Origin of the sequence: Leuconostoc kimchii IMSNU 11154 (genome assembly GCF_000092505.1) — a bacterium.
GTDB classification, from domain to species: domain Bacteria; phylum Bacillota; class Bacilli; order Lactobacillales; family Lactobacillaceae; genus Leuconostoc; species Leuconostoc kimchii.
The window spans coordinates 1791304-1804593 of record NC_014136.1; the positions used below are offsets into that span (position 1 = coordinate 1791304).

Genomic DNA, 13290 nt, shown 5'->3' on the forward strand with positions numbered 1-13290 from the left:
ATTAATTGTTAGCGGCTCTTTATTTACTTCCTATCATAAAATTGTTGAATCGCGAATTACTAAATGACCATCGATGACAATCCGTTGTGCTTTTGCCGGTGTATTGTCTCGAACTTTAAGAAATAAGCGATAAAGTGCTTTTCCAGTTTCAAAATAGCTAAATTCAAAACTTGTTAGATTAGGAGATACGGTTTCACTGAAAAAAGACTGGCCAAATCCGATGTAACGTGGCTGTTGTTTGAGAGAAAAAGCCGCTTGCATGGCACCAACAACAATACGGTCAGTTGCCCCAATAACAAGATCAAATGTTTCATTTGCCATTGCTAATTTTGCAGCCTCCTTGGCATCTGTCATGTTAAAGTCAGTGATGATTTCCTTATGAGGAATGTCTGATAACGCTGATTTTATGCCGACAAAACGGTCATGACCAACCGCACGATCTAAACGATCATCGACATTTAAGAGTAAGACATTTCGTGGTGCTAAAGTTTTGAGGTAGTCACCGACAACATTACCAGCATTGATGTCATTCATGATAATCCGATTGAAGCCTGGTTCATCTTGACCTTGAATAACAGTTGGCAATTCTGAAGCTTCCAAAATTGATCGGATGTCGTCTGTTAGGTTGGCTGTCAATATGATAAGACCGCTGACATTTTGAGAGTGCAATTTTTCAATGGCAGCCAATTCCCGTGCGCTATCTTGGTAGACATTGATAATCAAAAAAGTGTCATCTTTATTGAGTTCGTCAAGCCCTCTCAACATATCGGATTGTGCAATAGAATCAAGTCGTGGCACAATAACACCAATTGTATGATTTGTTTGTTGTTTTAAACTTTGTGCAAAAGTGTTAGGTGTGTAGTTATATTTTGCCACAATATCATCAATTTTCGCGCGTGTGTGAACACTAACAGAACCACCATTTAAATAACGCGAAACAGTGCTTTTTGCAACATTGGCTAACGTTGCAATATCATTAATTGTAATCTTTTTATTCATACTCTTAATCATATCAGAAAATTAAATTAAACGTTGTCACATAATTGTAATAAATAAAGTACTTGCAAATAGTTATGTAAGCGGTTACAATAAAAGTGTAATAAAGAACCGGTTCCGTAAAACTCAATGCTGAAACGGAATATATCTCACTTTTTAGAAGAGTAGGGGAAAGACAATGAAGTATAATGAAGTAGCGAAGCGCATTGCAAAGACGGTAGATAAGGATAATATTGTTGCTGCAGCTCACTGTGCCACCAGATTACGTTTGGTTGTTAAGGATGTCAACAAAATTGATCAAGTTGCATTAGATAATGATCCAGATGTTAAAGGCACATTTAACGCTAATGGTCAATATCAAATTATCATTGGTCCTGGTGATGTTGATGGTGTGTATGATGAATTTGTTAAAATAACGGGTGTTAAACAAGCCACGCCTGATGATTTGAAACAAATTGCCGCAAAGTCGGGTAAGAAAAATCCTTTAATGGATTTAATCAAAGTCCTATCTGATATATTTGTGCCTTTGATTCCTGCATTGGTTGCCGGTGGTTTGTTGATGGCATTGAATAACATTTTGACAGGTGCCGGAATGTTTGGACCAAAGTCACTTGTTCAAATGTTCCCACAGATCACTGGTTTATCAGAAATGGTTAATTTGATGGCATCTGCACCATTTGCCTTTTTGCCTATTTTAATTGGTATCACAGCTACACGTCGATTTGGCGGTAGTGAGATTCTAGGTGCTGCTGCAGGCATGATGTTAGTTATGCCAAGTTTAATCAATGGTTACGGTGTAGCTGAAGCTGTTGCTAGTGGTAAAATGCCAACATGGGACTTATTCGGGCTATCAGTTGCTCAGGCTGGTTATCAAGGTCAAGTTTTGCCTGTGATTGGTGTCGCATTTATACTAGCAACATTGGAAAAGTTCTTCCATAAGCATTTAAAAGGTGCCATTGATTTCACATTTACGCCTATGCTTGCGATGTTGATCACTGGGTTTGTGACATTCATTGTTGTAGGACCAGTGTTGCGTATTGTGTCAAACGGTATTACAGATGGCTTAACATGGTTGGTAACAACATTTGGGTTTATTGGTTATGGTGTGTTTGGTTCATTTTATTCAGCAATTGTGATTACTGGCTTGCATCAAAGTTTTCCGGCAATCGAAACGCAACTGTTGGCTAATATTTCTAAAACAGGTGGTGACTTTATTTTCCCAATCGCCACGGCTGCTAACGTTGCGCAAGGTGCTGCGACATTTGCTGTCTACTTCTTGGCAAAGGGCAATACAAAGTTACGCGCTTTGTCTTCATCAGCCGGTGCTTCGGCTATGTTAGGAATTACAGAACCAGCGTTGTTTGGTGTTAATTTGAAGTATCGCTTCCCTTTCTTCATCGCATTGGGGGCATCAGGTATTGCTAGTCTTGTGATGGGACTATTCAAAGTGATGTCATCGTCACTTGGACCAGCCGGCTTGATTGGTTTTATCGCTATTCCTGCAAACCAGTGGGTTGGTTTCTTCATCGCAGTTATCGTTAGTTTCTCATTATCATTTGTCGCAACTTATGTCTATGGCCGCTCACATATGCCAGCTACTGATGAAACCGTTGCGCAAGAAGCAGAGACAACAGAGCCTATTACACATGCCGAGGGTTTTGGAATAGCTGCGCCAGTAGTAGGACAACTTGTTGATATCAAAACTGTTGGTGATGCTGTCTTTTCGAGTGGTATGATGGGTAAAGGTGTTGCCATTGAACCGACCGATAATAAAATATTCGCACCTGCAGATGGTGAAATTACAGTTGCATATGAATCAAAACATGCTTATGGCATCAAGACCACGGATGGTGTTGAAGTGTTAATCCATGTTGGTATTGATACAGTGAATTTGGCAGGGCAAGGTTTTACTAGTGAAATAACACAAGGACAGCAGGTTAAAAAGGGTCAGTTACTTGGCGCTTTTGACAAACAAATTATTGCAGATGCTGGTTACCCAGTAACAACAATGGTTATTGTTACAAATACTAATGATTTTAAAAACGTGGCACTGGATGCGACATTTGGAGACACAGTTCAAACTACTGACACTGTGATGACGGCTGTGCCAGAGGTTGAATCCGGTTCTGAAACTATCGCATCCGCAAATGCTTAAAGGGGAGTTTAATGCTAGTAACAAACGATCAAGTCGCTTTTGAAAAATATCATTTATATCCGTCTGTAGGGTTATTAAATGACCCGAATGGTTTGGTGTATTTTAAGGGGCAATACCATGTGTTTTATCAATGGAACCCACACGCCTGTGACCATACTTATAAGGTATGGGGACACTTTGTTTCCGATGATTTAAAAACGTGGCGACGTGTTGAAACATCCTTGGAACCCTCACTTGAAAATTTAGATAGTGCAGGTATTTACTCAGGAGCAGCCTTTGTTCACAATGACCGGTTATATGTCTTCTATACAGGTAATGTGCGGGATAGTGCTGGTCATAGTGTGAAGTCTTCTCAAATGTGGGCAGTCAGCGACGATGGCATTCATTTTGAAAAATTGGGTGAATTATTACCACATCCAGAGGGATTTACAAAAAACGTACGAGATCCTATGGTTTGGCAAGGTAAAAATGGGCATTATTTTCTAATATTAGGTGCACAACATGATGATAATGTTGGTGATATCATTGTTTATGAATCTACCGATTTTAATCATTGGCACTACCGTGGATCAATACTAGGTGACCAGTTACTAGATGTTCGTGGTTATATGTTAGAGTGTCCGGGCTTTATTGAAGTTGATGGCAAACAAATTTTAATGTTCTCACCACAAGGATTGGCGCCAGACGCTAAAAATCATCGTTATGAAAATATTCATAATACAGGTTATGTTATTGGTGAATTTAATGAAACAACGGCACAATTTGATGTATCAACTGAATTCTTGGAAGTAGATAAGGGATTAGAGTTTTATGCGCCACAAACTCTAATTGCGCCAGATGGTCGGCGTATTATGTGGGGATGGGCTGGCATGATGACGCCCGAACGGGAAGAATTGGTACCAACTATTGCAAAACAGCAGTGGGTACACGTTTTAAGTTTACCGCGCGAATTGCATGTTGATGTGGATAACAGGTTAGTTCAAAAACCCATTACAGAAATTTTGAATCCTAAAGTATTAAAAGACTTTACTCATGTTGATACTGGTCAATATATAATAGAAACAGTCGATGATTGGCGTATACAATTTGGTGAGCACACGACATTAGAGCGACAGGGTGACACCGTTATTGTGACACGCCGTCAGTGGGAATCTGATGAAATTGAGCAACGTCAAATCACTGGTCATGTGAATAATTTAATATTGATTGTAGACATTGATGTGATTGAAGTTTATACTGATGATGGACTCAGTGTAATGACATTTCGTTGGTTTTAGGTTTGTCACTAGCCGAGGTAAACATGGCGCACAGATCGTTTTTATTGAAACGGTTGTAGGTTGTATATAGACAAAGGGGTAAAATTATGGGTTTATTAGGTGCAATTGAAGCAGGTGGCACAAAGTTTGTTGTAGCTGTTGCTGATGAAAATTATAATGTCATTGAACGTTCAGCTTTTCCGACATTGGATGGTGAAAAAACACTAGATCAGGTCATTGCGTTCTTTGATCAATTTGATAACATTGATGCGATTGGCATTGCAGCATTTGGTCCAATTGATATTGTCACTAACTCTAAAACATATGGTTATGTCTTAGATACACCAAAACGTGGCTGGTCAGGCTATGACTTTTTGGGACGTATGAAAGCATGGCGTGATATCCCTTATTTCTGGACAACAGATGTTAACGGTGCTGGTTGGGCAGAATTTGAAACTGGTGCTGCAAAAGATGTTAATAACATGGTTTATTTGACAGTTGGTACCGGTGTTGGTGCCGGAATCGTTTCTGGTGGCCACCTCGTGAGTGGTTACGGTCATCCTGAGGCGGGACATATTTTCTTACAAAAGCACCCAGAAGACACGTATGAAGGCCATTGTCCATTCCATGGCGACAATTGTTTAGAAGGGTTAGCTGCTGGACCAGCGATTGAAGCACGTTGGCAAATGAGTGCAAAAGAAATACCTGATGATCATTTAGCTTGGAAGATTGAAGCTTATTATTTAGCACAAGCTGCATTAGATTATACGATGATCTTACGTCCTGAAAAAATTATATTTGGTGGCGGTGTACCACATCGTGATATTTTGTTCCCACTCATTCGCGAAAGCTTTGCTGAACAAATGAGTGATTACTTAGAAGTGCCGGATTTAGATGATTACATTGTACCCGTAGCAAATGGTGACAATGCTGGTATCTTAGGTTGCTTCTACCTTGCTAAGACATTATTAACAGCTTAAAATTAACAAAAATAGCCATACCCTAGATAGACTAAAAAAGTTTATCTGGCGTGGCTATTTTTTAGTGCTTGTAATGCAAGATTATGAGCGCCAAGGTTAGATTTTTCAGGAATCCACTGGCTTAACACAATCGTATGTGAGGCTAATAAGGACATAATAATATCGACAAGCGGTTGGTAATGTTTAGCGTAGTTTTTATGAAGTGCATCAATTACAATTTGTGAGTCGCTGTATATTTGTAGCATATCAGTCGTATTTGGTAATTGCTGTAGTGCCCAAATTAAGCCATAAAATTCAGCTTCGTGATTATCTTTTGTCATCCGAATACGTGTTTTAAGTTGTTTTTGCTGTTTATTAATAATCATAACTGCACCAGCAGCGCTCAAACCAGACGTGACATGACGAGCTGCATCAAAATAAAGGGTTATCAAGACATTAGTTCTCCCATTCGACTAGTATGTTAAATTTGAAAAAATGTTTCTAGATTAAATTATACCGTGTTTTCTAAGGAAAGTTATCCAAATTCAATTAAAATACATGGTAAAATAAAGAGTAGCAACTCATGATGATAGACCAGACAACAAATTTAAAATAGCTAAGCAAAGTAGAGGCAAAATATGGTACCTAAACGCGGTTTTTTTCAACCATTAGATATAGCAGGACAAATTGGCTGGTTATGGTGGCTAATCTTTCTGATGGCTGGCATAATTGTATGGGGTGAAATGGCATTTAAAATTGAAATCATTTCAATGGCGTATATTTTAGCGGTATTAGCCTTAGGCGTCGCACTAATTTTACGTCGACGTATTTATGTTGCCGGCTCACAATTATTTTTAGGACGCGTCTTTGTGTCAGATTACGAAAAAATCTCTTTGACAGCCATAGAAAATTGGCAATTAAAGGGGCGTGTCTTGTCATTTACACGTGCTGGGCGTGTACGTAAATATTTGTTGAGTCAAAATATTGCGAATCAGATTAAGGAATATATGAATATCTATGATGGAAAAAACAATAATTAATATTACAACGCAAGTTGGCCGTATTGATGCTATTTTGGCAAAAGAGGACTTACAATACTCAAGGACAACATTAGCGGAATGGTTACAAAATGGGCATATTTTGGTTAACAATAATAAAGTAAAACGCTCTTATAAAGTCAGCGTGGGAGACACAATTAGCATTTTTCCGCCTGAAGTGGCTTCAACTGAGATTATTGCTGAAGATATACCACTTGATATTGTTTACGAAGATAACGATATTTTAGTGGTTAACAAGCCACAGGGGATGGTAGTTCACCCAGCTGCCGGACATTCTTCAGGAACGCTTGTCAATGCTTTACTACATCACGCACCGTTGTCGACAATTAATGGCACGTTTCGGCCGGGAATCGTCCACCGTATTGATCGCGATACAAGTGGCTTATTGATGGTTGCTAAAAACGATGTTGCACACAAAGCCTTGTCTGCACAATTAAAAGCGCATAAAAATGATCGTATTTATTATGCGCTAGTGCGTGGTGAATTTTCTGAAGATTCAGGTACAATCAACGCACCAATTGGACGTCATCCAGTTGATCGTAAGAGGCAAGCTGTTCAAGTAGGTGGGCGTGAGGCAATAACACATTTTGAAGTTGTTCATCGCTATGTTGGTTTCACGTTATTAAAGGTGCGTTTAGAAACTGGACGTACACATCAGATTCGCGTGCATTTAACCTATATTGGACATCCTATAGTAGGAGATCCGGTTTACGGAAATGCGCAAAAATTAGCTGACGTATCTCTAATGGGACAGTTGTTGCATGCTAAAACATTGTCATTAACGCAACCAACAACTGGTGAAGAATTGAGATTTGATAGTTCACTACCAACCTATTTTCAGGAAGCTTTGGCAACACTCACACCGATTAATCAAACCGATATTTAATTTGGAAGGAGAATATGTGACAAATAGTCATGTATTAAAATTACTATGGCAAATAAAGAAGTGCTTGATAATGCATCTCTCCAGCGTGCATTAACGCGTATTACTTATGAAATTATTGAACGTAACAAGGGGGGCCAAGATTTGGTTCTTGTAGGGATTAAAACTCGTGGTGAGTTTTTAGCTCATCGTATCGCAAGTAGATTGGAACAACTCGAAGAAGTGAAAATTCCTGTTATGGCAATTGATATTACAAATTTCCGCGATGATGTTTTAAATCATGATGATAGCCTAGGATTAAATGATGAAGAGAGAACGAATATTGCTGATAAAAACATCGTACTAATTGATGATGTTTTATTTACTGGCCGTACGATTCGTGCAGCGTTGGATGCCTTGATTCATATTGGCCGTCCAAAAACAATTTCTTTAGCGGTTTTGGTTGATCGTGGGCATCGAGAACTGCCAATCCGTGCAGATTTTGTTGGTAAAAATATTCCAACAGCTCAAAACGAAAAAATTAAAGTTTTCGTTCAAGAAATTGATGGCCGTGATGCGGTTGAAATTGTACACTGATAGGAGACTGTGCGTCTTATTTAGTTGATTTAGATAAAGAGTCGTACATATTAAAAAACATGATGAAACGTCACTTAATCCTTGAAGATGGTACGATATTTCAAGGCCTTGGTTTTGGTTCGCCAGCAACTACATTTGGAGAAATTATTTTTCATACAGCCATGACTGGCTATCAAGAAATCATTACTGATCCTATTTATGATGGGCAGATGATTGTTTTTGCGATGCCGGTTATTGGTGCTGCCGGCATTCATGCGGAGGCATATGAATCAGTAAAACCAACGATTAGCGGCATGATTGTTCATGACTTAGCTGAAGTCTCTGTCAATCGTCAACGTCGTATGAATTTGGATCGATTTTTAAAACAGCATAATATTCCAGGCCTATACCAAGTAGATACTCGGCAACTCATTCGTCATTTACGTGAAACAGGGCCACAAAAGGCAACAATCGTTGACTATGCAGATGAGCACGCTGTAGACCAATTAGTGGCAACTGTTTTAACTAATAAGCAGGTTCAAAATACAGCGACCCCAAAAGCATATGCTAACCCTGGTAGAGGTCGTCATATTGTTGTCATTGATTTTGGACTAAAACACGGTATTTTACGCATGTTAGGTGATTATGATGCCAATGTATCGGTATTGCCTTACACGACTAGTGTAGAAGAAGTTTTAACTTTAGACCCTGACGGTATTATTTTATCTACGGGACCAGGCGATCCTAGAACATTACCAGAAAGCGTTTTGACGTTGATAAGAGTGTTACAGTCAAAAGTACCAATGTTAGGAATTGGTTTAGGTCATGAGTTATTTGCTTTGGCAAATGGCGCAGAACTTAAACCATTACCGTCAGAACATCATGGTATGAACCATCCGATTCAAGAAATCATTTCTCGTCAAATATTTTATGCCATGCAAGGTCAGGGCTATGCTGTAGATGAGGGGACCATTAACCGAAAGAAGCTATTTGTGACCTATCGTGATTTGGTGGATGGTGCTGTTCAAGGGTTGCGGCATCGTGAATTTCCAGCGTTTAGTGTCCAATTTTTTCCAGATGCGGCACCGGGCCCACTTGAAGCAACGGCTGTATTTGCTGATTTTTTTGAAACGGTAGAAGATTATGTCGAACAGTACAATTAACAAAGAAATTAAAAAAGTTTTATTTATAGGTGCAGGGTCTAATGACTTTGGACGTGAAGCTGAGCATGATGCTGCTATTTATCAGGTCATGCCTGAATTACGTGGTCATGGTGTCGAGGTTTTTGTGATTGATGAAAATCCCTATGCTTTATCTCTTGAAAGCCTAGCGGCGACAACGTTTTGGCAGCAACTGACCGTTGAAAATATCAAGAACATTATTCGAGAACATCAAATTGATACGGTTGCGCCACTATTTGGTGGACAATCATCATTGAGATTATGGGCAGAAGTGGTACAGAGCTGGACGCATGGTGATGGTACAGTGCCACACACATTGGGATTAACCATTGATATGCTGCTCAAAGTGAACAATTTACCTGCAATGACAGCATTTATGTCAGATCATGGGCTGCCTGTTATTAATAATTATGTAGTAAAAGCTCAAGATGAGGCTAATGAATTATTACGAGAACTACAATTACCATTGATGGTTCGTGCTTTACATCCGAAGCAAACAAATACGCGTCATGTGGTAGAGCGTTTGGATGATTTTGAAGAGGCAATTAATCTGGCAAAAGTTCAGTCTGTGACACAAGAAGTTATTATTTCACGAGCAATTAACGGTCTAAAAGAAGTTAGTTTAGAGGTGTTACGTGATTTTCGTGGCAATAAAATGCAAATTGGGGCTAGTGAAGATATGGACCCTATTGGTATTCATACGTCAGATTCGTTGAGCGTATCGCCGATTTTAACAATTCAAGATCAACTTATTGGTAAAATGCGCGATTATGCCTTTAGAGTAGCAGATATGATACGGCTACAAGGTATTATGCATGTGCAATTTGCAGTTGACGATGAGACGCGTAGAATTTATATCATTAAGGTGTCGCCTTACATTGATCAAATGGCCACACGAATGGCACTTGCGACAGGTTATCCAACAATGCTTGTGGCGGTTAATTTAGCCATGGGCATTGCATTAGAAGATATTGTATTACCGCATAATTTTGGTATTAACGCTGCGATGATGGAACCGATGATGGATCATGTTGTTGTGAAATTGCCAGTATTCCCGTTTGGTGAATTAGCAGAAGCAGGTGTGTCAGTTAAAAGGCAACTTAATAGTGTTCAGAAATCTATTGGTACCACACTTGGCTTTGGTCGGACGTTTATTGAATCATTAGAAAAAGCTATCAGATCAGCGCACTTCAATAATGCTAGTTTTTCACCGACGAATATGGCTAATATTAATGATGATGAACTCATACAACAACTTATTCATCCACAAGATAATCGTGTTTTGTTACTCATTGAAGCAATTAGACGTGGTTATGAGATAGATGAGCTTGCTGAATTGACCGCTATTGACGAATTTTATTTTTATCAATTAAAACATTTGCATACACTTGAAGTTGAAATTGAAGCGGATACAGATAATATTCAGTCTTTGAGGCGTGGTAAGCGATATGGTTTATCAGATGGTTTATTGGCTCGATTTTGGCATACGGATTTTAATATCATTCGTACATTAGCAAAAGAAAATAATATTAGCGTTTCTTACAAGGCAGTGGAACCCTCGGCTGGTGAATTTCCAGAAAATGCGCGTCAATACTATGCAACATATGAAACAGAAAATGAGTCCGTCCAAATTCATGAAAATGCCGTATTAGTCATTGGATCAGGTGCTTTTCGTATGGGGGATGCAGCATCGGGCGGTTATGCGACAACGATAACTTTGTCTGAATTACGGCGTCTACAGTATCCAACTATTATTATGAATAATAATCCAAGTGATGCAACCTTGTTACCACACTTGGCAGATAAACAATATCTTGAGCCACTTGAAATTTCAGATGTTATGCGCGTGGTGGAACTCGAAAAACCACAGTTTATTGTTATTCCAGGTAATCGACGAAAGTTGATAAAAGCTTTGCGTAACTTGGGGCAGCGTGTGGTTATCCTACCAAAAGAACGGCATACCCCCAATGGGCCCAATGAAAATCAGTCAGAGTTTGCTTTGAATTTTTTTTATGATGGGCATGATAGTTATCCAATAAATGTGACCCAACATATGGCAGGTGAGATGCGTATCATTCCTCAAATCGCCAAAATGCCAGATGATCACTTGGCAACACATATTGATAATCCAGGTGTATATCAAGTGATTTGGCATCAGAATACGATACATTGGAAAGAACATGTTGATATATCAAATATTGGACATGATACGTGGTTGCGGCCAATGCCGTTTGGTCAGGTAGCGTATTTAACAAAAGCCATGCAGATTCAATGGATTCGTCTCACTATCAGAGCAGCGATTGAGGAGATGACTGAGGAGGACCACGTGATATTATCCACAGTTAATGCGCGTTTAATGACGGATCAATTAGGCATGATAGCTTCTGATGTCAATTATCGTTTGCATCTACAGCCGAATAAAGTGATAGATGGGACAAGATTTGAAATAGGTGTGAGTGTGCAACGCTATGGGTGATAGTAAAAAATATACTGTACATGTTTTTACTGGTGTTACCCTGAATCAAGATGCTTCTGGACAATACGTTCCTCGTGCTGAATCGATGCCTCATATTTGGCGAACCGGAAAACATACAAAAGGCCAATTCAAAAAGATTGGTCAAATATTTATAACAGAAACAGGTCAAGCAGTTGCCGTGATAGGGGTTGAAAAGTTGAAATTTAGCCAACGGCATGATTTTGTTCCCTTGCAACGTTGGACAAATTTGTATGTTGAGCAGACAAAATTGCAACTATGGTTATAGACTGGACAAATTATGTTATGATTTTTTCTTGAATAAATGAATAAAAGGCCAAGTATCTGTGCATACTTGGTCTTTTATTTATTTAAAGTCACTAGGTAGGCAAGTTTACCAGTTAATGAGTTGTTAGTTGGCTATTTCGTGTTGTGATGTTAAATAAAACAGCATTGATAACAATGAGACCAGCACTAAAAATAAAAATGCCACGATAATCAAATTTACTAGCAATCAGAGCCCCAAACATTGGGCCCATGACAGACCCTAAAGATTGAAAGCTTTGATTATAACTAAAAATACGCCCAGTCATTTCTTTTGGCGATTTTTTTGATAATAATGTTTGAACAGCCGGTAGCATTGTAGCATCGCTAATACCCACTAGAAAACGAAAAAACATGAGCATGCCAATACTTGTCACAAATGCAGTTGGTATGAAGGCGACGATAGCTACTGCAAAGCCTATTTTAATCATGCGTGCTGTGCCGACATGATCGCCAACGCGACCAAAAGTTGGGGCCGCGATAACAGTCGCAATGCCTGGCATGGCTGCAACTACGCCGGCGATGAAGGTTGTGTTAGATGCATGATTCATTAATTCACGTACAAACAAACTAATAATAGGATTGATGGATGTATTAACAGTTTGTATCAACATCGTGGTGATAAATAAGCCAACAATGAGTCGTTTATCAGGTACATGTTGCCATATATTCGGTATTTCCGGAGTATTTTTATCTTTTGACATGATCTGTGGTGTTTCTTTAACAAGAAATAGGGTTACTAGAAATACTAAGAATAAAATAACACCGGTGATATGAAATGACATACGATAGCTAAAAAAGGTCGCCAAGAGGCCACCAAACAGGGGACCGATTAAATTGCCAGCAGTCATGCCAGTAACTAAAATACCAAGCGCTTTGCCAGCGTGCTTTTTAGGTGTTTGTGTGGCAACTAAAGCATTAGCATTTGATATAAAACCACCCATCGCACCTTGCAAGGCGCGTAATATGAAAAGTTGCCAGACGTTAGTCACATTTCCCATCAAAAACATCACAAGAGACATGCCAATTGCAGCGCGTAATAACATGAGTTTTCGACCCTTACGATCAGCTAATTTACCCCAAAAAGGAGACACAATAGCGGTAACAAGGAATGAAATTGCAAAAACGGCACCAGAGTAAAAGCTAAGTTGGTTTTTATTAAAATGGCCTAATGTGTCAATGTAGAGTGCTAAAAATGGCATCACTTCGCTTAGTGCAATACCGGTCATAAACACACCAAACCAAAGAACAAAAACGTTACGTTGCCAAAGAAATTCGGCATCTGACGTTTTTTTGGTACTTTTAGACATATAGTGATTCCTCTTTTTAAAAATGATATTACTAGTTTATGCCTATTTGTTAAAATATGCACGTTATAAGACTAGTCTTGTGAAAACATTAAATTTTTATTATAATTAAAATACGTATAAAAAACGTCAAAAGGCATACT

12 protein-coding genes are annotated in these 13290 nt (G+C 38.9%); 9 read left to right on the plus strand and 3 right to left on the minus strand.

The genetic code is table 11. From position 1 onward, the window contains the following. Nucleotides 1–33: 33 nt before the first annotated feature. Nucleotides 34–999 carry a LacI family DNA-binding transcriptional regulator gene (locus LKI_RS09485; RefSeq protein ID WP_013103932.1) on the minus strand — a complete coding sequence of 322 codons (966 nt, stop codon included), beginning with the start codon at nucleotides 997–999 and terminating at the stop codon, nucleotides 34–36. A 175-nt stretch (nucleotides 1000–1174) separates the two neighbouring features. On the opposite strand from LKI_RS09485, the gene LKI_RS09490 reads away from it, so the two are divergent. From LKI_RS09490 to LKI_RS09500, 3 genes are all read left to right on the plus strand, one after another. Next, nucleotides 1175–3151: a sucrose-specific PTS transporter subunit IIBC gene (locus tag LKI_RS09490; RefSeq protein ID WP_013103933.1), complete on the plus strand. Its 1977-nt coding sequence runs from the start codon at nucleotides 1175–1177 to the stop codon at nucleotides 3149–3151. Nucleotides 3152–3162: 11 nt separating this feature from the next. Next, on the plus strand, nucleotides 3163–4428 hold the full coding sequence (locus LKI_RS09495) for a glycoside hydrolase family 32 protein (RefSeq protein WP_013103934.1): 1266 nt from the start codon (nucleotides 3163–3165) through the stop codon (nucleotides 4426–4428). A gap of 86 nt (nucleotides 4429–4514) precedes the next feature. Further along, nucleotides 4515–5387, plus strand: a complete 873-nt coding sequence (locus LKI_RS09500) for an ROK family protein (RefSeq protein WP_013103935.1) — start codon at nucleotides 4515–4517, stop codon at nucleotides 5385–5387. A 41-nt stretch (nucleotides 5388–5428) separates the two neighbouring features. Here the strand turns inward: LKI_RS09500 and LKI_RS09505 are convergent, their stop codons facing one another. After that, nucleotides 5429–5818, minus strand: a complete 390-nt coding sequence (locus tag LKI_RS09505) for a ribonuclease HI family protein (protein ID WP_013103936.1) — start codon at nucleotides 5816–5818, stop codon at nucleotides 5429–5431. Nucleotides 5819–6004: 186 nt separating this feature from the next. On the opposite strand from LKI_RS09505, the gene LKI_RS09510 reads away from it, so the two are divergent. From LKI_RS09510 to LKI_RS09535, 6 genes are all read left to right on the plus strand, one after another. After that, entirely contained in the window at nucleotides 6005–6406 is a 402-nt protein-coding gene (locus tag LKI_RS09510; protein WP_013103937.1) for an EbsA family protein, read from the plus strand. Further along, a complete protein-coding gene (locus tag LKI_RS09515) occupies nucleotides 6384–7310 on the plus strand; it encodes an RluA family pseudouridine synthase (RefSeq protein WP_013103938.1) in 927 nt (308 codons plus the stop codon). Before LKI_RS09510 ends, LKI_RS09515 begins: the two co-directional genes overlap by 23 nt. Nucleotides 7311–7355: 45 nt before the next feature. Further along, nucleotides 7356–7883 (plus strand): bifunctional pyr operon transcriptional regulator/uracil phosphoribosyltransferase PyrR, encoded by a 528-nt coding sequence (gene pyrR, locus LKI_RS09520; protein ID WP_013103939.1) that lies wholly within the window; start codon nucleotides 7356–7358, stop codon nucleotides 7881–7883. A gap of 62 nt (nucleotides 7884–7945) precedes the next feature. Further along, complete coding sequence (locus LKI_RS09525) at nucleotides 7946–9025, plus strand: carbamoyl phosphate synthase small subunit (RefSeq protein WP_187286380.1); 1080 nt, start codon at nucleotides 7946–7948, stop codon at nucleotides 9023–9025. After that, nucleotides 9006–11519: a carbamoyl phosphate synthase preATP-grasp domain-containing protein gene (locus LKI_RS09530; protein ID WP_013103941.1), complete on the plus strand. Its 2514-nt coding sequence runs from the start codon at nucleotides 9006–9008 to the stop codon at nucleotides 11517–11519. The genes LKI_RS09525 and LKI_RS09530 overlap by 20 nt, the downstream gene beginning before the upstream one ends. Next, nucleotides 11512–11805, plus strand: a complete 294-nt coding sequence (locus LKI_RS09535) for a DUF7671 family protein (RefSeq protein ID WP_013103942.1) — start codon at nucleotides 11512–11514, stop codon at nucleotides 11803–11805. The genes LKI_RS09530 and LKI_RS09535 overlap by 8 nt, the downstream gene beginning before the upstream one ends. A 112-nt stretch (nucleotides 11806–11917) precedes the next feature. Here the strand turns inward: LKI_RS09535 and LKI_RS09540 are convergent, their stop codons facing one another. Then, a complete protein-coding gene (locus tag LKI_RS09540) occupies nucleotides 11918–13150 on the minus strand; it encodes an MFS transporter (RefSeq protein ID WP_013103943.1) in 1233 nt (410 codons plus the stop codon). Nucleotides 13151–13290 lie beyond the last annotated feature (140 nt).